Source organism: Bradyrhizobium sp. LA6.1, assembly GCF_040547805.1.
Classification (GTDB): domain Bacteria; phylum Pseudomonadota; class Alphaproteobacteria; order Rhizobiales; family Xanthobacteraceae; genus Bradyrhizobium; species Bradyrhizobium barranii.
Genome location: NZ_JBEPQK010000014.1, coordinates 167,477 through 188,131, shown reverse-complemented (window position 1 = coordinate 188,131; position 20,655 = coordinate 167,477). Strand labels below are relative to the sequence as shown.

General features: G+C 65.0%; 17 protein-coding genes. 5 read left to right on the top strand and 12 right to left on the bottom strand.

All coding sequences use genetic code 11. The features are described 5' to 3' along the window. Nucleotides 1-46: 46 nt before the first annotated feature. Entirely contained in the window at nucleotides 47-1,012 is a 966-nt protein-coding gene (locus tag ABIB99_RS29925) for a tyrosine recombinase XerC (RefSeq protein WP_063980419.1), read from the top strand. A gap of 88 nt (nucleotides 1,013-1,100) precedes the next feature. After that, nucleotides 1,101-1,688: a DUF4337 domain-containing protein gene (locus tag ABIB99_RS29920; protein ID WP_063980418.1), complete on the top strand. Its 588-nt coding sequence runs from the start codon at nucleotides 1,101-1,103 to the stop codon at nucleotides 1,686-1,688. 177 nt (nucleotides 1,689-1,865) lie between these two features. On the opposite strand, the gene ABIB99_RS29915 is transcribed toward ABIB99_RS29920, so the two are convergent. The 12 genes from ABIB99_RS29915 to ABIB99_RS29860 form a co-directional block, all read right to left on the bottom strand. Next, nucleotides 1,866-2,396: a hypothetical protein gene (locus ABIB99_RS29915; RefSeq protein WP_063980417.1), complete on the bottom strand. Its 531-nt coding sequence runs from the start codon at nucleotides 2,394-2,396 to the stop codon at nucleotides 1,866-1,868. 35 nt (nucleotides 2,397-2,431) lie between these two features. Next, nucleotides 2,432-3,832, bottom strand: coding sequence for a dihydrolipoyl dehydrogenase (gene lpdA, locus ABIB99_RS29910; protein ID WP_063980416.1), 1,401 nt, complete (start codon nucleotides 3,830-3,832; stop codon nucleotides 2,432-2,434). Between the two features lie 38 nt (nucleotides 3,833-3,870). After that, entirely contained in the window at nucleotides 3,871-4,632 is a 762-nt protein-coding gene (locus ABIB99_RS29905) for an SDR family oxidoreductase (RefSeq protein WP_094183824.1), read from the bottom strand. A gap of 56 nt (nucleotides 4,633-4,688) precedes the next feature. Next, on the bottom strand, nucleotides 4,689-5,936 hold the full coding sequence (gene odhB / locus ABIB99_RS29900; protein WP_028150479.1) for a 2-oxoglutarate dehydrogenase complex dihydrolipoyllysine-residue succinyltransferase: 1,248 nt from the start codon (nucleotides 5,934-5,936) through the stop codon (nucleotides 4,689-4,691). A 176-nt stretch (nucleotides 5,937-6,112) separates the two neighbouring features. After that, nucleotides 6,113-9,082 carry a 2-oxoglutarate dehydrogenase E1 component gene (locus tag ABIB99_RS29895; RefSeq protein WP_354178934.1) on the bottom strand — a complete coding sequence of 990 codons (2,970 nt, stop codon included), beginning with the start codon at nucleotides 9,080-9,082 and terminating at the stop codon, nucleotides 6,113-6,115. A gap of 137 nt (nucleotides 9,083-9,219) precedes the next feature. Further along, complete coding sequence (gene sucD / locus ABIB99_RS29890; RefSeq protein WP_025575976.1) at nucleotides 9,220-10,104, bottom strand: succinate--CoA ligase subunit alpha; 885 nt, start codon at nucleotides 10,102-10,104, stop codon at nucleotides 9,220-9,222. Nucleotides 10,105-10,137: 33 nt separating this feature from the next. Next, nucleotides 10,138-10,617, bottom strand: coding sequence for a DUF1579 family protein (locus ABIB99_RS29885; protein ID WP_063980414.1), 480 nt, complete (start codon nucleotides 10,615-10,617; stop codon nucleotides 10,138-10,140). Between the two features lie 4 nt (nucleotides 10,618-10,621). After that, the gene (gene sucC, locus ABIB99_RS29880; protein WP_085398660.1) at nucleotides 10,622-11,818 is read right to left on the bottom strand and encodes an ADP-forming succinate--CoA ligase subunit beta; all 1,197 of its coding nucleotides are present in this window, start codon (nucleotides 11,816-11,818) and stop codon (nucleotides 10,622-10,624) included. A 207-nt stretch (nucleotides 11,819-12,025) separates the two neighbouring features. After that, entirely contained in the window at nucleotides 12,026-12,994 is a 969-nt protein-coding gene (gene mdh, locus ABIB99_RS29875; protein WP_063980412.1) for a malate dehydrogenase, read from the bottom strand. 264 nt (nucleotides 12,995-13,258) lie between these two features. Continuing rightward, the gene (gene zapE, locus ABIB99_RS29870; protein ID WP_166053392.1) at nucleotides 13,259-14,443 is read right to left on the bottom strand and encodes a cell division protein ZapE; all 1,185 of its coding nucleotides are present in this window, start codon (nucleotides 14,441-14,443) and stop codon (nucleotides 13,259-13,261) included. Between the two features lie 240 nt (nucleotides 14,444-14,683). Then, on the bottom strand, nucleotides 14,684-15,220 hold the full coding sequence (gene thpR, locus ABIB99_RS29865) for an RNA 2',3'-cyclic phosphodiesterase (protein WP_028150485.1): 537 nt from the start codon (nucleotides 15,218-15,220) through the stop codon (nucleotides 14,684-14,686). Between the two features lie 174 nt (nucleotides 15,221-15,394). Further along, nucleotides 15,395-16,030 carry an arylesterase gene (locus tag ABIB99_RS29860; protein ID WP_354179018.1) on the bottom strand — a complete coding sequence of 212 codons (636 nt, stop codon included), beginning with the start codon at nucleotides 16,028-16,030 and terminating at the stop codon, nucleotides 15,395-15,397. 55 nt (nucleotides 16,031-16,085) lie between these two features. Between ABIB99_RS29860 and ABIB99_RS29855 the strand changes: the two genes are divergently transcribed. The 3 genes from ABIB99_RS29855 (at nucleotide 16,086) to ABIB99_RS29845 (ending at nucleotide 20,437) form a co-directional block, all read left to right on the top strand. Continuing rightward, entirely contained in the window at nucleotides 16,086-16,808 is a 723-nt protein-coding gene (locus tag ABIB99_RS29855; RefSeq protein ID WP_071908649.1) for an ABC transporter ATP-binding protein, read from the top strand. Further along, a complete protein-coding gene (locus ABIB99_RS29850; RefSeq protein WP_354178930.1) occupies nucleotides 16,805-19,375 on the top strand; it encodes an ABC transporter permease in 2,571 nt (856 codons plus the stop codon). Before ABIB99_RS29855 ends, ABIB99_RS29850 begins: the two co-directional genes overlap by 4 nt. A 270-nt stretch (nucleotides 19,376-19,645) precedes the next feature. Beyond that, on the top strand, nucleotides 19,646-20,437 hold the full coding sequence (locus tag ABIB99_RS29845) for a Bax inhibitor-1/YccA family protein (protein WP_014490629.1): 792 nt from the start codon (nucleotides 19,646-19,648) through the stop codon (nucleotides 20,435-20,437). Nucleotides 20,438-20,655 lie beyond the last annotated feature (218 nt).

Genomic DNA, 20,655 nt, shown 5'->3' with positions numbered 1-20,655 from the left:
CGGGTGTGATGCGATATACTGAGTGGAATCATTACGTCCAGAGCGCATGAGCAAAGCGGCCGCCCCCCCAATCGAGCTCGCCAGCGCCGATCCCTCGATCGCGCAGGAGATGACGCGCTGGCTGTCGCATCTTGGCGCCGAGCGGCGGCTGTCGCCGAAGACGCTGGAGGCCTATGGCCGCGACCTGCGGCAATGCCTGGATTTCCTTTGCGCCCATTGGGGCGAGCGCGTGACGCTGGCGCGCTTTGCCGCGCTGGAAGCCACCGACATCCGCGCCTTCATGGCGATGCGCCGCGCCGACGACATTGCCGGCCGCTCGCTGATGCGCGCGCTGGCGGGCTTGCGCTCGTTCGGCCGTTTCCTCGAACGCGAAGGCAAGGGCAAGGTCGGCGCACTCTCGGCTATCCGCGCGCCCAAGGTGGCCAAGACTTTGCCGAAGCCGCTGCCGATGGCATCCGCAAAACGTCTCGCCGATGCCGACGAGCGCGCCGGCGAGGAACGCGAGACGTGGGTTCTGGCCCGCGACGCCGCGGTGATGGCGCTCTTGTATGGCTCGGGCCTGCGCATCTCCGAAGCGCTGGGGTTGAAGCGCCGCGAGGTGCCGCGTCCCGGCGAAGGCGACGTGCTGATCGTGACAGGCAAAGGCAACAAGACCCGCATGGTGCCGGTGCTGCAGAACGTGCTCGCGCTCGTGCAGGAATACGTTGCGATGTGCCCCTATCCGCTGCCGGCGGAAGGCCCGATCTTCCTCGGCGCGCGCGGCGGGCCCTTGAGCCCGCGCATCATCCAGCTCGCGATGGAGCGGCTGCGCGGCGCGCTCGGCCTGCCCGACAGCGCGACGCCTCACGCGCTCCGGCATTCCTTCGCGACGCATCTGCTGTCGCGTGGCGGCGACCTGCGCGCGATCCAGGAGCTGTTGGGTCACTCCTCGCTCTCGACCACGCAGATCTACACCGGCATCGATTCGGAGCGGCTGCTCGAAGTCTATGCGAGCGCCCATCCGCGGCGATGAACCTGACATGAAGCTGTCATAGCGCGCGTGCCTCTTGCGCGGCGCCCGCGGTTCGGTCAATCGTGGGGAACCGCGACTGGAGGGAATCATGAGCGCACACGAAAGCATGGAGCATGCCGAACACGCCGAGCACGCGTCCGGATCGAACAAGAAGATCGCTCTTCTGATCGCCGTGCTGGCGCTGTTCCTGGCGATCTCCGAGACGCTCGGCAAGGGCGCCCAGACTGAATCGATCAGCAAGAACGTCGAGTCCGCCAATCTCTGGGCGTTCTTCCAGGCCAAGACCATCCGCCGCACCGTGGTGCTGACCGCATCCGAGCAGGGCAAGCTCACGCTCGCCGCCGCCGACGAGGCTCAGAAGCCGGCGGTGCAGAAGCAGGTCGACGACTGGACCAAGACCGCGCAGCGCTATCGCTCAGAGCCCGAGACCGGCGAAGGCACCGAGCAGCTCGCCGAGAAGGCCAAGCACGCCGAGCACGAGCGCGACGAGGCGACCGCGAAATATCATCACTTCGAGCTGGCCTCCGCCGCCTTCCAGATCGGCATCGTTCTGGCCTCGGCCACCATCATCACCGGCATGATCGCGCTCGCTTATGTCGCCGGCGTCCTGACCCTGGCCGGCCTCCTCATGACCGCGCTCGGCCTGTGGTGGCCGCATCTGGTGCATTTGCATTAGCGGCGTTGAGGCGCGCGCAGCCGTCACATCTTGGGTGTCATGCCCCGCGAAAGCGGGGCATCCAGTACGCCGCAGCTTCTCGGTTCTAGCCTTACCGTCGCTGGAATACTGGATTGCCCGCCTTCGCGGGCTATGACACCGAGTATGTGACGATGACAGTGTGTATGTCGCGAGCAGCTAGCGCGCCTGGTGCACGCTCTTGCGAAAGCGCTGGATCAGGCGGAGCGTACGGGCGGACCAGCCTTCGCCGTTGCCGGCGATCAGCTCGCGGATGCGCTGCTTGATCGGGTCGACCAGCTCGGCGGCCTTGGCGCGCAGCTTCATCACGAGATCGTAGAGCCGCTCGAACCAGTGCATCTCCATCAGCTTGTCGCGCGTCACGTCGAACACGAAGGCGGTGACGCCGACGCCGAGCAGCTTTGCGAACAGAAACGTGGATACGCCGCTCAGCCAGTATTCATGCGTGAGCAGATACAGGCCCATCAGCTTGAGCGGAAACAGCGGGATGATCGGCACCGCGAACACGATCAGTGTCATGGCCGGCGGCAGCGCATCGACGCGCTCCGTCAGCCATTGCTTGAAGCGTGCGAGCGGGATGGCTGCGACAACCCGCGCGACGATCGGCTCGAGATGGTCCCACAGCCAGGCTTCGATCAGGAAGATGATCGCCAGCAGGACCCAGACCGGTTGAAGTAGGCGGCGCAGCATGTGTTTCCCGCCCGATTCGACGCTAGGCGCGTCGCCTACATATGGATGGCCCGCTTGCCCACCGCAAGCGCGGCTTCCTTGATGGCCTCTGAACGGGTCGGATGCGCGTGGCAGGTGCGCGCAAGATCTTCCGCGCTGCCGCCAAACTCCATGAGAACGCAGGCCTCATGGATCATTTCGCCGGCTTCACGGCCGATAATGTGCACGCCGAGCACGCGATCGGTCTTCGCATCTGCGAGAATCTTCACGAAGCCGTCGGTGGTCTGGTTGACCTTGGAGCGGCCGTTGGCGGTAAAGGGAAACTTCCCAACGGTATACGCTTGACCCGCCTGCTTCAGCTCCTCCTCGGTCTTGCCGACGGAGGACACTTCTGGCGTGGTATACACGACGCCTGGGATAACGTCGTAGTTCACGTGGCCGGCCTGCCCTGCGATGATCTCCGCAACGGCTACGCCTTCATCCTCGGCCTTGTGCGCGAGCATCGGGCCCGCGACGACGTCGCCGATGGCATAGACGCCCTTCACGCTGGTCGCGAAATGCGGATCGATCTGCACGCGGCCGCGATTGTCCAGCGCCACGCCGGCTTCCTTCAGGCCGAGCCCATCCGTGTACGGCACGCGACCGATGCAGACGAGAACGACGTCGGCTTCCAGCGTCTCGGCAGCGCCGCCGGCCGCAGGCTCGATGGTCGCCTTCAGCGACTTGCCGGAGGTGTCGACGGCGGTGACCTTGGCGCCGAGCTTGAATGCAAAGCCCTGCTTCTCCAGGATGCGCTGGAATTGCTTGGCGATCTCGCCATCCATGCCGGGCAGGATGCGATCGAGGAATTCGACGACGACGACTTCAGCGCCGAGCCGCTTCCACACCGAGCCGAGTTCGAGGCCGATCACGCCGGCGCCGACGATCAAGAGCTTGCCGGGGACCTTGTCCAGCGACAGCGCGCCGGTGGACGACACGATGCGCTTCTCGTCGATCTCGATGCCCTTGAGGCGCGCGATGTCGGAGCCGGTCGCGATGACGATGTTCTTGGTCTCGACCACTTGCGACTTGCCGTCGGCGGACACTTCCACCTTGCCGGTGCCCAGGATCTTGCCGGTGCCCTTGAGCACGTCGATCTTGTTCTTCTTCATCAGGAACTCGACACCCTTGACGTTGCCGTCGATGCCCTGCTGCTTGAAGTTCATCATCGCCGGAAGCTCGAGCTTCGGCGCGGAAACGGAAACGCCCATCTTGGCGAAGGAGTGCGCGGCTTCCTCGAACATTTCGGACGCGTGCAGCAGCGCCTTCGACGGCATGCAGCCGACGTTCAGGCAGGTGCCGCCGAGCGTGGCGTCCTTTTCGACCACGGCGACTTTCATGCCGAGCTGGGCCGCGCGCACCGCGCAGACATAACCGCCAGGTCCGGTGCCGATGACGACGAGATCGTAGGTAGCCATGAGAGAAAGTCCCGTAAGTTTAGCGTGATGAGGATGTGTCAGCGTCCGCCGGACACATCGAGAATGGCCGAGGTGACGTAGGAGGCTTCGTCCGACATCAGCCAGACGATGGCGTTGGCGATTTCGTCGGCGGTACCGACGCGCTTCATCGGCACCATATGGGCCAGACGATGGGCGCGATCGGGCTCGCCGCCGGCGGCGTGGATTTCGGTGTCGATCAGGCCGGGGCGGATGCCCGCGACACGAATGCCTTCGCCTGCGACCTCATAGCCGAGACCGACGGTGAAGGAATCGATCGCGCCCTTGGACGCGGCATAGTCGACATAGGTATTCGGCGCACCAAGTCTGGCAGCGACCGATGACAGATTGACGATGACGCCGCCCTGGCCGCCGTGCTTGGTCGACATCCGCTTCACCGCTTCGCGCGCGCAGAGGATGGAGCCGGTGACGTTGACGGCCATCACGCGCCGGATGCGCTCCGCCGACATCTCGTCGACGCGCACGCCGCTCTGGCCGACGATGCCGCCATTGTTGACGAGTGCACCGAGCGTGCCGAACTTGTCGGCAGCCTTGAACAGCTCGATGATGTCGCTTTCCTCGGCGACATCGCATTTCACCGCGATGGCCTTGCCGTTGCTGGCCGCGATCTGGGCGACCACCTCGTCAGCAGCCGTTTTGTTGCTGGCGTAGCCGACGACGACACGGAAGCCGCGCGCGGCCGCCGCAATCGCGGTCGCCCGCCCGATGCCGCGGCTGCCGCCGGTGATGACAACGACTTTATCCGTCACGCGCGCCTCCATGGTTCGACCCGCGCCGTCGCACGATTAAGGCGACGGCGCTCGCAGAGCTTCAGGGATCAGAGATCGAGCACCAGGCGCGCCGGATCTTCCAGGCTCTCCTTGACGCGGACCAGGAAGGTGACGGCTTCCTTGCCGTCGATGACGCGGTGATCGTAGGACAGTGCCAGGTACATCATCGGGCGGACCTCGATCTTGCCGGCGACGACCATCGGCCGCTCCTGGATCTTGTGCATGCCGAGGATGCCGGACTGCGGCGCGTTCAGGATCGGGGTCGACATCAACGAGCCGTAGATGCCGCCATTGGTGATGGTGAAGGTGCCGCCCTGCATCTCGTCGATCTTGAGCTGGCCGTCACGGGCGCGGCGACCGAAATCGGCGATGCCCTTCTCGATGTCGGCGATCGACTTGTTGTCGCAGTCGCGCACGACCGGCACGACCAGACCCTTGTCGGTGCCGACGGCGACGCCGATGTGGTAGTAGTTCTTGTAGATCAGATCGGTGCCGTCGATCTCGGCGTTGACCGCCGGGATGTCCTTCAGCGCCTGCACGACGGCCTTGGTGAAGAAGCCCATGAAGCCGAGCTTCGAGCCGTGCTTCTTCTCGAACGCATCCTTGTAGTGGGCGCGTAGCGCCATCACGTTGGTCATGTCGACCTCGTTGAAGGTCGTCAGCATGGCCGCGGTGTTCTGCACGTCCTTGAGGCGGCGCGCGATGGTCTGGCGCAGACGGGTCATCTTGACGCGCTCTTCGCGGGCGGCGTCATCGGCGGGCGACGGCGCGCGGACCTGGACGGCGGCGGCGGGCTGGTTGACCGGGGTCGGCGCGGAGGCCGCACGCTCGATCGCGGCGAGCATGTCGCCCTTGGTGACGCGGCCGTCCTTGCCGGAGCCCGGAACGGTCGAAGCGTCGATGCCGGTCTCGGCCGAGAGCTTTCGCACGGACGGGGCGAGCGGGGCGTCGGCCGGCGGCGCTTTCGCGGCCGGAGCCGGCGCAGGAGCAGCAGCCACGGCGGCCGGAGCAGCAGCGGCGGCGGGCTTCGCGGGAGCAGCGGCGGGCTTCGCAGCGCCGGCACCGTCGGTGATCTGGCCGAGCAGCGCACCGACCGCAACGGTTGCGCCATCGGCAGCGACGATCTCGCTCAGCGTGCCGGCGGAGGGCGCCGGGACTTCGATGGTGACCTTGTCGGTCTCGAGCTCCACCAAGGGCTCGTCGACGGCGACGGGATCGCCGGCCTTCTTGAACCAGCGGCCGATGGTGGCCTCGGTGACGGATTCGCCGAGCGTCGGCACACGAATTTCAGTCATGGTCTTTTCCTTAAGGGATCGCCGGTGCGGTCAAAAATTCGGTCGTCATCGGCCCGCGAAAGGCAAGCCATCCAGCAAGCCGGACGTTCGTATTCTGCACGGACGCCGCGGCGTACTGGTGCCCCGCTCCAGTGCGCGATTGCGCACGAGGCGGGGCATGACGCAGTTCAGAAAGATCAGCTCAGTGCTTCGTCCAGCAACGCCTTCAACTGCGCCTGATGCTTGGACATCAGACCAGTGGCGGTCGCGGCGGAAGCGGCGCGGCCGACATAACGCGGACGCCGGCTCACACCGTGCACCTGGTTCAGCACCCATTCCAGATAGGGCTCGATGAAGTGCCAGGCGCCCATGTTGCGGGGCTCTTCCTGGCACCACACCACTTCAGCCTTCTTGAAGCGCGACAGCTCGGCCACCAGCGCCTTCAGCGGCACCGGATAAAGCTGCTCGACGCGCATCAGGTAGATGTCGTCGATGCCGCGCTTCTCGCGCTCCTCGTAGAGGTCGTAATAGACCTTGCCGGAGCAGAGCACGATGCGGCGGACCTTCTCGTCGGGGACGAGCTTGATCGCCTCGTTCGGCAGCATCTGGGCGTCATCATAGAGGATGCGGTGGAAGGTCGTTCCCTTCGCGAGCTCCTCGAGGCGCGACACCGCCCGCTTGTGGCGCAGCAGCGACTTCGGCGTCATCAGGATCAGCGGCTTGCGGATCTCGCGATGAAGCTGGCGACGCAGCACGTGGAAGTAGTTCGCCGGCGTGGTCGGGTAGACCACCTGCATGTTGTCTTCGGCGCACATCTGCAGATAACGCTCCAGACGCGCCGAGGAGTGCTCCGGTCCCTGGCCCTCATAGCCGTGCGGCAAGAGGCAGACGAGGCCGGACATGCGCAGCCATTTGCGTTCGCCCGAGGAGATGAACTGGTCGAACACGACCTGCGCACCGTTGGCGAAGTCGCCGAACTGGGCTTCCCACAGGGTCAGCGTGTTCGGCTCGGCGAGCGAGTAGCCGTATTCGAAGCCGAGCACGGCTTCTTCCGACAGCAGCGAGTTGATGACCTCGTAATGGCCCTGCTCGTGGCCGAGATGGTTGAACGGCGTGTAGCGGCTCTCGTCTTCCTGGTCGATCAGGACCGAATGGCGCTGCGAGAAGGTGCCACGCTCGGAATCCTGGCCCGACAGGCGGACATGGTGGTTCTCGTTGAGCAGCGTGCAGAACGCCAGTGCTTCACCGGTCGCCCAATCGATGCCGGCGCCGGTGTCGATTGCCTTGGCGCGATTGTCGAGGAAGCGCTGGATGGTGCGGTGGACGCGGAAGCCATCCGGCACCTTGGTGATCTTGCGGCCGATTTCCTTCAGCTCGGCGGTGTCGACGCCGGTGACGCCGCGGCGCGCATCCTCTTCCTGGTCGGCGATCTTGAAGCCGGACCACTTGCCATCGAGCCAGTCGGCCTTGTTCGGCTTGTAGGAGGTGCCGGCCTCGAACTCGGCGTCGAGCCGCGCGCGCCAATCGGCCTTGGCCTTGTCGACCTCGCCCTCGGTCATCACGCCTTCGCTGATCAGGCGGCGGGCGTAGAGCTCGAGCGTCGACGGATGGGCCGCGATCCTCTTGTACATCACCGGTTGGGTGAAAGCCGGCTCGTCGCCTTCGTTATGGCCATGCCTGCGGTAGCAGAACATGTCGATGACGACGGGCTTGTGGAATTTCTGCCGGAATTCGGTCGCGACCTTGGCCGCGAAAACCACTGCTTCCGGATCGTCGCCGTTCACGTGGAAGATCGGCGCGTCGATCATCTTCGCCACATCCGACGGATAGGGCGACGAGCGCGAGTAGCGCGGATAGGTGGTGAAGCCGATCTGGTTGTTGACGATGAAGTGCACGGAGCCGCCGGTGCGGTAGCCCTTCAGGTCAGACAGGCCGAAGCATTCCGCGACCACGCCCTGGCCGGCGAACGCCGCGTCGCCATGCATCAGGAGCGGCATCACCGAGATGCGCTGGTCCGGCGGATCGCCGTGCTGGTCCTGCTTGGCGCGGACCTTGCCGAGCACCACGGGATCGACGATCTCGAGATGCGAGGGGTTGGCGGTCAGCGACAGATGGATGCGGTTGCCGTCGAACTCGCGGTCCGAGGAGGCGCCGAGGTGATATTTGACGTCGCCGGAGCCTTCGACAGCATCAGGGTTGGCCGAGCCGCCCTTGAATTCATGGAACAGGGCGCGGTGCGCCTTGCCCATCACCTGGGTCAGCACGTTGAGGCGGCCGCGATGCGGCATGCCGAGCACGACTTCCTTCACGCCGAGATTGCCGCCGCGCTTGATGATCTGCTCGAGCGCGGGAATCAGCGATTCACCGCCGTCGAGGCCGAAGCGCTTGGTGCCGGTGAACTTGGTGTCGCAGAACTTCTCGAAGCCTTCGGCTTCGACCAGCTTCGTCAGGATGGCGCGCCGGCCTTCGCGGGTGAACGAGATTTCCTTGTCCGGCCCCTCGATGCGCTCCTGGATCCACGCCTTCTGCGCGGCGTTGCTGATGTGCATGAACTCGACGCCGAGCGTCTGGCAGTAGGTGCGCTCGCAGATCGCGGTGATCTCGCGCAGCGTGGCGTATTCGAGACCGAGCACGTGATCGAGGAAGATCTTGCGGTCGAAATCGGCTTCGCTGAAGCCGTAGGTGCGCGGATCGAGCTCTTCGCGGTTGCGCGGGGCTTCGATGCCGAGCGGATCGAGCTTGGCGTGGAAGTGGCCGCGCATGCGGTAGGAGCGGATCAGCATCAGCGCGCGGACCGAGTCGCGCGTGGCCTGGAGCAGGTCGGCGGACGAGAAATCAGCGCCCTTGTTGCCCGCCTGGGCCTGCGCCTTGGCGGCGATCTTGGCACCGACCGCCTTCTCGACCTGGGCCCAGTTGCCGTCGAGGGCGGAGGTGAGGTCGTCCTGCGGGGTCAGCGGCCAGTTGGCGCGCTCCCAGGACGGGCCTTCGGCATTCTTGCTGATATCGCCGGGCTGGTCGTTGAGGCTCTTGAAGAACTCCTGCCACTCGGCGTCGACCGAGGACGGGTCCTTCTCGTAGCGGGCGTAGATTTCGTCGATGTAGGTGGCGTTGGTGCCCTGCAAAAAGGAAGAGAGGGCAAAGGCTGCGTTCGCGTCCTGGCGAGACATGCTTAAGTTCCTGGCGATTTCGGTTCGCGCATAACAAACGGCGCTGGCGCTGAGCTCCCCGGCAGAGGCCCAGCGCGACAGGCACCATTTATCCTATTTGCTACGAAACTTCGCCCGGAAAAGTACGAAGAAGTGAATTAGCCTTTCAACTTTTCGGCAAGCGTGTGGCCGAGGCGGGCGGGAGACGGAGACACTGTAATCCCAGCCGATTTCATCGCATCGGTCTTGGAACCGGCGTCGCCCTTGCCGCCGGAGATGATCGCGCCGGCATGGCCCATGCGGCGGCCGGGAGGCGCGGTGACACCGGCAATGAAACCGACCATCGGCTTCTTGCGGCCGCGCTTGGCCTCGTCCTTGAGGAACTGGGCGGCGTCTTCCTCGGCGGAACCGCCGATCTCGCCGATCATGATGATCGATTCGGTCTTGGGGTCGGCGAGCAGCATTTCCAGCACGTCGATGAACTCGGTGCCCTTGACCGGGTCGCCGCCGATGCCGACCGCGGTGGTCTGGCCGAGGCCTTCCTGCGAGGTCTGGAACACGGCTTCATAGGTCAGCGTGCCGGAGCGGGAGACGATGCCGACGCTGCCGGTCTTGAAGATGTTGGCGGGCATAATGCCGATCTTGCACTCGCCGGCGGTCATGACGCCCGGGCAGTTCGGCCCGATCAGGCGCGACTTGGAACCGGCCAGCGAGCGCTTCACGCGCACCATGTCGATAACAGGAATGCCTTCGGTGATGCAGACGATCAGCGGGATCTCCGCGTCGATGGCTTCGCAGATCGCATCGGCCGCGCCCGGCGGCGGCACGTAGATCACCGACGCATCGGCACCGGTCTTCTCACGCGCCTCGCGCACCGTGTCGAACACCGGCAGGCCCAGATGCGTGGCGCCGCCTTTGCCCGGCGAGGTGCCGCCGACCATCTTGGTGCCGTAGGCGAGCGCGGCCTCCGAGTGGAAGGTGCCGTTCTTGCCGGTGAAGCCCTGGCAGATGACCTTGGTGTTCTTGTCGATCAGGATGGACATGAGGTCTGCTTTCGCGAACTAACGAGTGAGAGGTCAGTGGATGCGGCGGTAGATGCCGGTGAGCACGTCGGCCCAGCCTTCCGCGTCCGGCGAGAACTGGATCTTCAACGAGTAGGAATTGTCGTCGATGATTTCGTAGACGTGGCGCGCATTGCCGCGGAGCGAGCCGCGCACCAGCGTCAGGGTCTTGCCGACCCAGCCGCCGGAGGCGGGCGAGGGCGGCGTATAGCCGAGCGAGTCGTACCAGAACAATTTGTAGGTCCGGTCCTCACGATCGTAGGTGAAGAGGCCGTGGGTGGCGAAGACCTGCTTGCCGTCGCGGATCTGGACAGCATCTTGGATCAGGTAGAATCCGTTCAGGTCCATGCGCGCGACGACATGCGAAGTTGCCGGCCCACCCTCCGTCCAGCGAGACGGGAAGACCACCTCTTCGCCATTCCATTCGCCGGCGAACGCGGCGAGGCGCGTGTGCTCTGCAAGCGGAGATGATGCGGCGAGATGGTCCTGGGTCATGGCCTCAGCCTCCCTTGACGGCCTTCACGATCTTCTGCGCGGCGTCGTCGAGATTGTCGGCCGGCACCACGTTCAGGCCGGATTCACGGATGATCTTCTTGCCGAGCTCGACATTGGTGCCTTCGAGGCGGACCACCAGCGGCACGCTGAGGCCGACCTCGCGCACGGCGGCGGTGACGCCTTCGGCGATCACGTCGCACTTCATGATGCCACCGAAGATGTTGACCAGAATGCCCTTCACGTTGGGATCGGCGGTGATGATCTTAAAGGCGGCTGCGACCTTCTCCTTGCTGGCGCTGCCGCCGACGTCGAGGAAGTTCGCCGGCGCCATGCCGTAGAGCTTGATGATGTCCATCGTCGCCATGGCGAGGCCGGCGCCGTTGACCATGCAGCCGATATTGCCGTCGAGGGTGACGTAGTTGAGGTCGTACTTGGACGCCTCGATTTCCTTGGCGTCTTCCTCGGTCTCGTCGCGCAGCGCGAGCACCTCGGGATGACGGAACAGCGCGTTGTCGTCGAACGACACCTTGGCGTCGAGCACGCGGAGCTGGCCCTGCTTGGTCACGACCAGCGGGTTGATCTCCAGCATCGACATGTCCTTGGCGACGAAGGCGGTGTAGAGCTGCGCGGTGAGCTTCTCGGCCTGCTTGGCGAGATCACCGGAGAGTTTCAGCGCGTTGGCGACGGTGCGGCCGTGATGGCCCATGATGCCGGTCGCGGGATCGATCGAGAAGGTGACGATCTTCTCAGGGGTGTTGTGCGCGACGTCCTCGATGTTGACGCCGCCTTCGGTCGAGACGACGAAGGAGACGCGCGAGGTTTCGCGGTCGACCAGGATCGAGAGGTAGAACTCCTTGTCGATGTCCGAGCCGTCCTCGATGTAGAGGCGGTTGACCTGCTTGCCAGCGGGGCCGGTCTGGATCGTCACGAGGGTCGCGCCCAGCATCTGCTTGGCGAATTCGGTGACCTCAGCGGCCGACTTGGCGATGCGGACGCCGCCCTTGTCGCCGGCCGAGGCTTCCTTGAACTTGCCCTTGCCGCGGCCACCAGCGTGGATCTGGCTCTTCACCACCCAGACCGGGCCCGGCAGCGCCTTGGCGGCGGCTTCCGCGTCCGCGGGCTTCAGGACGGGGACGCCCTTTGAGATCGCGACGCCGAACTCGTTCAGCAGCGCTTTGGCCTGATATTCATGGATATTCATATGGTCGCTCCCTGAACCCGCGGGCGGTGACCTCTAGGGCCCACCTCAGTCTTGTGGCTGGCATACCATATACCACAGGAACTGCAACCCGGATTCTTTGACATCGAGATCTCTGGACTGCCGAACCGGGCGCCTACCCAGTCAAGCGGCCCCCGGAAGTGAAACCGCCGAAGACCGGATTTCGGTCTTCGGCGGGGATTTTTGCGCTTAGCGGCCGAGAAGATCGGGTGCGATCTTCTTGCAGGCATCGACCAGGCCCTGTACGGCACCGACCGACTTGTCGAACGCCTCGCGGTCCTTGCCGGTGAGCTCGATCTCGACGACGCGCTCGACACCCTTGGCGCCGATCACGACGGGCACGCCGACATACATGTCCTTCACGCCGTATTCGCCGTTGAGGTAGGCGGCGCTGGCCAGCACGCGCTTCTTGTCCCGCAGATAGCTCTCGGCCATCGCGATCGCGGAAGCAGCAGGCGCGTAGAAGGCCGAGCCGGTCTTGAGCAGATTGACGATCTCGGCGCCGCCGTTGCGGGTGCGGTCGACGATCTCGTCGAGGCGCGCCTGCGAGGTCCAGCCCATCTTGACGAGGTCGGGCAGCGGAATGCCGGCGACGGTGGAGTACTTCACCAGCGGCACCATGGTGTCGCCATGACCGCCGAGCACGAAGGCGGTGACGTCCTCGACCGAGACGTTGAACTCGTCGGCCAGGAAGTAGCGGAAGCGCGAGGAATCCAGCACGCCGGCCATGCCGACGACCTTCTTGTGCGGCAGGCCCGAAGCCTTCTGCAGCGCCCACACCATCGCGTCGAGCGGGTTGGTGATGCAGATGACGAAGGCGTCGGGGGCGTATTTCTTGATGCCGGCGCCGACCTGCTCCATGACCTTGAGGTTGATGGAGAGGAGATCGTCGCGGCTCATGCCGGGCTTGCGCGGCACGCCGGCGGTGACGATGCAGACTTTGGCGTTGTCGAGGGCTTCGTACGAATTCGCGCCGGTGTAGTGCGCGTCAAAGCCGTCGACCGGCGAGGACTGGGCGATGTCGAGCGCCTTGCCCTGCGGCACGCCCTCGGCGATGTCGAACATCACCACGTCGCCCAGTTCTTTCAGGCCGATGAGATGAGCCAACGTTCCGCCGATCTGACCGGAGCCAATCAAAGCAATCTTGTCGCGCGCCATGTGAACCTGTCCTTTAGACACGTTAAGGAGGGGAAAACTGAGACGGGTGGTTATCCCTTTCGCTCCCCCCGTTCAAGTCGGTGGATGCCCAATTGTCGGGCTTGGCGAACATTGAAGCGCATCCCTGTCATTCCGGGGCGCGACGAAAGTCGCGAGCTACGATGCGCAATTGCGCATCTGGGAATCCATAACCACCAGCGGGAGTATGGATTCCGGGCTCGTCGCTTTGCGACGCCCCGGAATGACAGCGCTGGCAAATAGGACTTAAGTCTCCACCAGACCCTTGGTGGAGCCGCTGGCGGTGGAATCCTTGCGGCCGTGAGGCAGCGCCAAATAGGATTCCGAGCTCATCTCGATCAGGCGCGACGCCGTCCGCTTGAACTCCATGGCCTCGTTGCCCTCGTGGGCGAGGTAGAGCGAGATCGGATTGGCATCGGCCGAGGCCATCAGCTTCACGGCATTGTCATAGAGCGTATCGATCAGCGTGATGAAACGCTTGGCGGCGTTGCGCTGGGAAAAATCCATCACTGGAATATGGTCGACCAGGATGGTGTGATAGTCGTGCGCGAGGCGGAGGTAGTCGGACGCGCCGAGCGGTTTTTCGCAGAGATCCGCAAATCCGAACCGCGCCACGCCATGGGCCGAGCACGGCACGTGCAGGATGCGGCCCTTGAACGAAATATCGCGCGACTTGCATTTGGCGCCGCCGGTCATCTTCGACCAGGCGCGGTCGAGGGCCGCGCCGGCGTCGCCGTCGGCCGGCGTCAGCCACATTGGCACGCCCTGAAGCTTTTCCAGGCGGAAATCCGTGCGCGCATCGAGCCGCAGCACGTCCATGTGGTCGGTGATCTGCTTGATGAAGGGCAGGAACAGCGAACGGTTCAGGCCGCCCTTGTAGAGATCGTCGGGTGCGACGTTGGAGGTGGCGACCACCACGGTGCCGAGCTCGAACAGCTTTGCGAACAGGCGGCCGAGGATCATCGCGTCCGCGATGTCGGTGACGTGGAATTCGTCGAAGCAAAGCAGCCAGCTTTCCTCGAAGATCGCGTTCGCGGTCAGCGTGATGACGTCGCCATCGGCGATCTCGCCGCGCGAGATGCCCTGGCGATAATCGTAGATGCGCTCATGCGCTTCCGCCATGAACTCGTGGAAATGCGCGCGGCGCTTGTGCTCGACGGTGCTGTGCTGGAAGAACAGATCCATCAGCATGGTCTTGCCGCGGCCGACCTCGCCATGGACGTAGAGCCCGCGCGGCGCCTCGTCCTTGTCGCCGCTGAACAAACGGCTGAGCAGGCCCTGCTTGCGCTGCGGCTTGTAGTTCGCGAGCCGCTGGTCGAGCGCCGCATAGGCTTCGGCGATTTCGGCCTGCGCAGCATCGGGCTCGATCGCGCCGGACGCGATCTGGGCCTGGTATGCCTCGCGGAATGAGGAACTGGGGGTGGAGAGCATGGCTCTTTACCGCCAGAGATGCGCGGAAATTGCAAGCCGTGAATTGGTGGGCGGGGTATGCGTTCCGCGTCCCGGACGCGCTGCAGCGTGCAACGCTGCCGCGCAGAGCGGGGACCCACTATTTCGTACATCGATTGTGGAGCAATGGGCCCCGGCTCAGCAGCGCACCGCCATAGCGTGTCGGAGACGCGCGTAAACGCGCTGATGGCGCTGCGCCGCGTCTGGGGCACGCGAGCTAGCTCACTCACACAGCTCGTAGGCGTCCTCGACCACATAGGGGCCGCCGCCGGTCGATGCGCGGGACGAGAACAAGACAAAACGTTCGGCCATGAACGCCTTGCTCGGGAAGTAACCGCGCAGCGAGAGATAGTCGGCGACGTCGCGGTCGGACGCGTCGTGCAGCCGGGCCAGCGTGACATGCGGGGTGAACTTGCGGCCTTCGGGATCGAGGCCGATCCGCTGCATCATGCGTTCGAGCTCGGCCTGCAATTCCATCAGCGGCTTGCTCGGCGCGATGGTCGCGACCACCGCGCGCGGCTTGCGGCCGCCGAAGCTCGTGAGCCCCTGCACCTTCACCTCGAAGGGCTTGCGATCAACGCGAAACAGCATCGATGCGATCTCGTTGGCGGACATGCCGTCGATATCGCCGATGAAGCGCAGGGTAACATGATAATTTTCGGGATCGACCCAGCGGGCGCCTGGAAGGCCGCCCCGTAAATTGGAAAGCGTCTGGCCGATCTCGGCCGGAATTTCCAGACCTGTGAACAAACGCGGCATCGTTTCGCACTCCCGATGCTTGGGCATGATCCCTGGGAAGGATCATATCCAAATTGTAGAGCCGGCGACGAATCACCGGTACCCTGATTCCTATCGCAGTTGTGTGACTCTGCGAAGCATCGCGCGCCTCACCCCGGTAAAACCCTGGGAATTACGGTTAGCGCTGCCCGCTTTTCAGCGGCGCTGCTCGCTTATGTTGCGCAAAAATGCCTCCACGGTGGGCATGATGTTGTTAACGATAATGTCGACGCCGGCCGCGGTCGGATGAATGCCGTCGGCCTGGTTGAGCTTGGCGTCGGCCGCGACACCGTCGAGGAAGAACGGATAGAGCGGCACGTCGAATTTTTTCGCAAGATCCGGATAAATCGAATTGAAGCGCGCGGCGTATTCCGCGCCGTAATTCGGCGGCGCCAGCATGCCGCACAGCATCACCGCGATCTTGCGTGCCTTCAATCGCTGGACAATGTCGGTCAACGCGGTACGCGTCAAATCGGGGTCGATGCCGCGCAGCGCGTCGTTGGCGCCGAGCTCGATGATCACGCCCTCGGTTCCGTCCGGGACCGACCAGTCGAGCCGGTCACGGCCGCCGGACGAGGTGTCGCCGGACACCCCGGCATTGGTCATCTCGACCGCTATGCCTTTGGCTTGCAAGGCTTTTTGAAGTTTTTTGGGGAATGCATCCTGGGCCGGGAGGCCGAGGCCGGCGCTGAGGGAATCGCCGAGAACGACAAGCTTGACCGGCTTTGCCGCTTCGGCCAATGCCGGATCCACCGCCGTCATCAAAGCGAACATCAACACGGCTATGTGCATGAAGAATCCGTAACGCCTCTCGACCGCGTATGCGGAGTTGCCATATGACCGGACCATGGACAGTCGCATCGAAACCTCTTCGCTCGCCGGCACCGCGCCGGACACCATCGCCATCTCCAACGTCAATCTTTCATTGGGTACGGGCGCGGCACGCGTTCACATCCTCAAGGATATCAGCCTGCGGGTCGCCTCGGGCGAGACGATCGGCCTGATCGGCCCGTCAGGCTCGGGCAAATCCACGCTGCTGATGGTGATGGCGGGGCTGGAGCGTCCTGATAGCGGAGAGGTGGTGGTGTCAGGCACGCCTTTCAATGCCCTCGACGAGGACGCGCTCGCCCGCTTCCGCGGCCGCCAGGTCGGCATCGTCTTCCAGTCCTTCCATCTGATCCCGACCATGACGGCGCTCGAGAACGTCGCCGTGCCGCTCGAACTCGCCGGCAACCCTGACGCTGCAAGACGCGCGGCGCAGGAGCTGCAATCGGTCGGGCTCGGCGATCGCCTGCATCACTATCCGACGCAGCTGTCCGGCGGCGAGCAGCAGCGCGTCGCGCTCGCCCGCGCGCTGGCGCCCGATCCCGCCATCCTCGTCGCGGACGAGCCGACCGGCAATCTCGACGAGGCCACCGGAAAGCAGATCGTCGATCTTCTGTTCAACAAACATGCCGAGCGCGGCATGACGCTGGTGCTGGTCACGCACGATTCCTCGCTCGCGCAGCGCTGCGATCGCGTGATCCGGCTGCGCTCCGGCCGCATCGACACCCAGTCTGCGCCAGCATGAGCATCGCGGCCGAACCGTTCGCGAAACCCAACGGCGTCGCGCTGTCGCTGCGCTACGCGCTGCGCGAATTGCGCGGAGGCCTGCGCGGCTTCTATGTCTTCATCGCCTGCATCGCGCTCGGCGTGATGGCCATCGCCGGCGTCGGCTCGGTCTCGGCGAGCCTGAGCGACGGTCTCGCGCGCGAGGGCCGCACGCTGCTCGGCGGCGACGTCTCCTTCGTGCTGTTCCAGCGCGAGGCGAAGCCCGAGGAAGTCTCCTTCCTGCGCTCGCGCGGCACCGTCTCCACCGCAGCGACCTTGCGCGGGATGGCGCGCTCCGCCGACGGCCAGCTCGCGCTGGTCGAGATGAAGGCGGTCGACGACACCTATCCGATGCTGGGTCAGCTGACGCTGGCGCCGCCGCTGCCGATGTCCGACCTGCTCGCGGAGCGCGACGGCGCGTTCGGTGCCGCCGCCGATCCGACGCTGCTGGCGCGGCTGTCGCTGAAGACCGGCGACCGCGTCACCATCGGGAGCGCAACGTTCCAGATCCGCAGCACCGTCGAAGCCGAGCCCGACAAGCTCGCCGGCGGCATCGGTTTCGGGCCGCGCTTCCTGATCAGCGAGGCGGGCCTGCGCGCCACCGGCCTGATCCAGCCCGGCAGCCTGGTGCGCTGGGTCTACCGGGTGAAGCTGCCTGACACCGGCAACAGCGAGCGCGCCACCGACACCTTCATCGCGGACGCGCGCAACGCTGCGCCGCAGGCCGGCTGGGAGATCCGCAGCCGCTCCAATGCCTCGCCGCAGCTCGAGCGCAACATCAACCGCTTCACGCAATTCTTGACGCTGGTCGGCCTCGCCGCGCTCCTGGTCGGCGGCGTCGGCGTCGCCAATGCCGTCAAGAGCCATATCGACCGCCGGCTCGAGGTCATCGCGGCCTTCAAGGCGGTCGGCGCCACCGGCCGCGACGTGTTCGGCATCTATCTGGCGCAGGTCCTCCTGCTGGCGGGAATTGGCTCGGTGATCGGCCTCGCGCTCGGCGCCGCCATGCCGTTCGCCATCGTCGGCCTATTCGGAAAACTGCTGCCGCTGCCGGTGGTGCCGGCCGTGCATGCCGACGAGCTCGCGCTGTCCTTCGTCTATGGCCTGCTCACGGCGCTCGCCTTCGGCCTGTGGCCGCTCGGGCGGGTGCACGACGTGCCGGTCGCCGCGCTGTTCCGCGACACCATCAGCTCCGAATGGCACCGGCCGCGCTGGAGTTATCTCGTGTTCATGGCCGTCGTGATCGCGCTGCTGATCGCGGTCGTGATCGGATTGTCCTTCGACAAGCGCATCGCCGCGGTGTTCGTGGCCTCCTCCGTCGTCGTGTTCGCCCTGCTCCGCGGCATCGCCGCCCTGCTGATGACGATCGCGCGCCGGCTGCCGCGCACGCGCCTGCCGATGCTGCGGCTGGCGATCGCCAACATCCACCGGCCGGGCGCGCTGACGCCCTCCGTCGTGCTGTCGCTCGGGCTCGGGCTCGCCGTGCTCGTCACCATCACCCAGATCGACGGCAATCTGCGCCGGCAGTTCCTTGCGGCCCTCCCCGAACACGCGCCGTCGTTCTTCTTCATCGACATCCCGAGCACGCAGGCCGAGCAGTTCGACGGCTATCTGCGCCGGATCGCGCCGGGCGCAAAGGTCGAGGACGTGCCGATGCTGCGCGGCCGCATCGTTGCCGCGCGCGGGGTGCGTGCCGAGGACCTCAAGCCCACCACCGATTCCGAATGGGTGCTGCAAAGCGACCGCGGCCTGACCTATACCGCCGAGCTGCCAAAGGGTTCCAAGGTGGTCGAGGGCGAATGGTGGAGCGCCGACTATTCCGGCCCGCTGCTGGTCTCGATGGAGAAGAAGATCGCCGACGGGCTCGGTCTCAAGCTCGGCGACGAGATCGTGGTCAACGTGCTCGGCCGCGACATCCCGGCCAAAATCGGCAATCTGCGCACCATCGACTGGCAGGGCATGGGCATCAATTTCGTGCTGGTGTTCTCGCCCAACGCCTTCAAGGGCGCGCCGCATACCCATATCGCGACGCTCACCGAGGCCGGCGGCACTGCGGCCGGCGACGGCAAGATTATCAGGCAAGTCGCCGACACCTATCCGATGGTGACGAGCGTGCGCGTGCGCGAGGTGATGGAGACGGTCGGCTCGGTCGTGACCAATCTTGCGCTCGCGATCCGCGGCGCCAGCGCGGTGACCCTGATCTCGGCGATCCTGGTGCTGGGCGGCGCGCTCGCCGCCGGCCACCGCCACCGGGTCTACGATGCCGTGATCCTCAAGACCCTCGGCGCGACCCGGCTGCGGCTGCTCGGCGCCTATGCCCTCGAATACCTGCTGATCGGGCTTGCCACCGCGGTGTTCGGCGTGATCGCCGGCAGCGTCGCGGCCTGGATGATCGTGACGCGGCTGATGACGCTGAGTTTCGTCTGGCAGGCCGGCAGCGCGGCCGGCGTGGTCGCGGCGGCCCTGGTCGTCACGGTCGGACTTGGGCTCGCCGGGACGCTGCTGGCATTGAACAAAAAGCCCGCCACGGTGTTGCGGAATTTGTGACAAATGGTAGCGGGCGAGCCCGCGATGTCGGAATCGCACGATTCCAGCGATTAACCACGTCTGCTCGCCAGGATTGCGGGCGAGGGCGACATTCAGCCGCGCGTGGACGGTTGCAGCGAATGTGTTAGTTTCCCACATATCCAATGGGTTCGGACCCCCGATTATGAGCCAGAATTTAGTCGGCACAGATCGGTATCCGAGATAGAATTTGACGAACCGGCGGCATGGCGACCCTCATGCCGGACCGGGCTAACCAACGGGAATTCGACCATGTCGGACCTAGACCGTAACTACGCTTCTCCTTTCGGCAGGGCCGCCGGGCGTGTTGACGCCGCGACGGTCGATGCCGGCCTGCGCGCCTATATGCTGCGCATCTACAATTACATGAGCATCGGCCTCGCCATCACCGGCCTGGCCGCGCTCGGCGTCTATATGGCCGCCGTGACCGACGTTCCGACCCCGGAAGCCGTCCGCGTCGGCAAGCTGTTCCTGACGCCGTTCGGCTACGCGATGTTCGTCAGCCCCCTGAAGTGGCTGTTCATGCTCGCGCCGCTCGCGATGGTGTTCGTGATCTCGGCGGGCATCAACCGTCTCGCCCCCTCGACCGCGCAGATCCTGTTCTGGGTGTTCGCGGCGCTGATGGGCATCTCGCTGTCCTCGATCTTCCTGGTGTTCACGCACACCTCGATCGTGCGGGTGTTCTTCATCACCGCGGCCACGTTTGGCGCGCTGAGCCTCTACGGCTACACCACCAAGCGTGATCTGACCGGGATGGGCTCGTTCCTGTTCATGGGCCTGATCGGCATCATCATCGCGAGCCTGGTCAACCTGTTCCTGGCCAGCACGATGCTGCAGTTCATCGTCTCGGTGGTGGGCGTGCTGGTGTTCGCGGGCCTCACCGCCTGGGACACCCAGCGGCTGAAGAACGACTACATCTACGGCTACGCCTCGGCCGGCGGTGACATCGCAGAGCGTGCGGCCATCACCGGCGCACTGTCGCTGTACCTGAACTTCATCAACCTGTTCACGCTGCTCCTGCAGCTCCTTGGCCAGCGCGACTAAGCGCTTCGACGAGAGAACGGATACGAACCCCGGCCGAGAGGCCGGGGTTTTTGTTTGGGCCGGGATGCGCGACGCCCCCCCCGCTTGTCATCGCCCGCCTTGTGCGCAATTGCGCACTGGGGCGGGCGATCCAGTACGCCGCAGCGGCTCGGTTCTAGCCGCGCTGTCTCGGAGTACTGGATGCCCCCCTGCGCGGGGCATGACAGCGGAGAAGATTG

What these genes read in the sequence shown, in the direction of transcription:
- ABIB99_RS29925 (WP_063980419.1), top strand. Translation starts at nt 47, where the DNA reads ATGAGCAAAGCGGCCGCCCCCCCAATCGAGCTCGCCAGCGCCGATCCC.
- ABIB99_RS29920 (WP_063980418.1), top strand. Translation starts at nt 1,101, where the DNA reads ATGAGCGCACACGAAAGCATGGAGCATGCCGAACACGCCGAGCACGCG.
- ABIB99_RS29915 (WP_063980417.1), bottom strand. Translation starts at nt 2,396, where the DNA reads ATGCTGCGCCGCCTACTTCAACCGGTCTGGGTCCTGCTGGCGATCATC.
- lpdA (WP_063980416.1), bottom strand. Translation starts at nt 3,832, where the DNA reads ATGGCTACCTACGATCTCGTCGTCATCGGCACCGGACCTGGCGGTTAT.
- ABIB99_RS29905 (WP_094183824.1), bottom strand. Translation starts at nt 4,632, where the DNA reads ATGGAGGCGCGCGTGACGGATAAAGTCGTTGTCATCACCGGCGGCAGC.
- odhB (WP_028150479.1), bottom strand. Translation starts at nt 5,936, where the DNA reads ATGACTGAAATTCGTGTGCCGACGCTCGGCGAATCCGTCACCGAGGCC.
- ABIB99_RS29895 (WP_354178934.1), bottom strand. Translation starts at nt 9,082, where the DNA reads ATGTCTCGCCAGGACGCGAACGCAGCCTTTGCCCTCTCTTCCTTTTTG.
- sucD (WP_025575976.1), bottom strand. Translation starts at nt 10,104, where the DNA reads ATGTCCATCCTGATCGACAAGAACACCAAGGTCATCTGCCAGGGCTTC.
- ABIB99_RS29885 (WP_063980414.1), bottom strand. Translation starts at nt 10,617, where the DNA reads ATGACCCAGGACCATCTCGCCGCATCATCTCCGCTTGCAGAGCACACG.
- sucC (WP_085398660.1), bottom strand. Translation starts at nt 11,818, where the DNA reads ATGAATATCCATGAATATCAGGCCAAAGCGCTGCTGAACGAGTTCGGC.
- mdh (WP_063980412.1), bottom strand. Translation starts at nt 12,994, where the DNA reads ATGGCGCGCGACAAGATTGCTTTGATTGGCTCCGGTCAGATCGGCGGA.
- zapE (WP_166053392.1), bottom strand. Translation starts at nt 14,443, where the DNA reads ATGCTCTCCACCCCCAGTTCCTCATTCCGCGAGGCATACCAGGCCCAG.
- thpR (WP_028150485.1), bottom strand. Translation starts at nt 15,220, where the DNA reads ATGCCGCGTTTGTTCACAGGTCTGGAAATTCCGGCCGAGATCGGCCAG.
- ABIB99_RS29860 (WP_354179018.1), bottom strand. Translation starts at nt 16,030, where the DNA reads ATGCACATAGCCGTGTTGATGTTCGCTTTGATGACGGCGGTGGATCCG.
- ABIB99_RS29855 (WP_071908649.1), top strand. Translation starts at nt 16,086, where the DNA reads ATGGACAGTCGCATCGAAACCTCTTCGCTCGCCGGCACCGCGCCGGAC.
- ABIB99_RS29850 (WP_354178930.1), top strand. Translation starts at nt 16,805, where the DNA reads ATGAGCATCGCGGCCGAACCGTTCGCGAAACCCAACGGCGTCGCGCTG.
- ABIB99_RS29845 (WP_014490629.1), top strand. Translation starts at nt 19,646, where the DNA reads ATGTCGGACCTAGACCGTAACTACGCTTCTCCTTTCGGCAGGGCCGCC.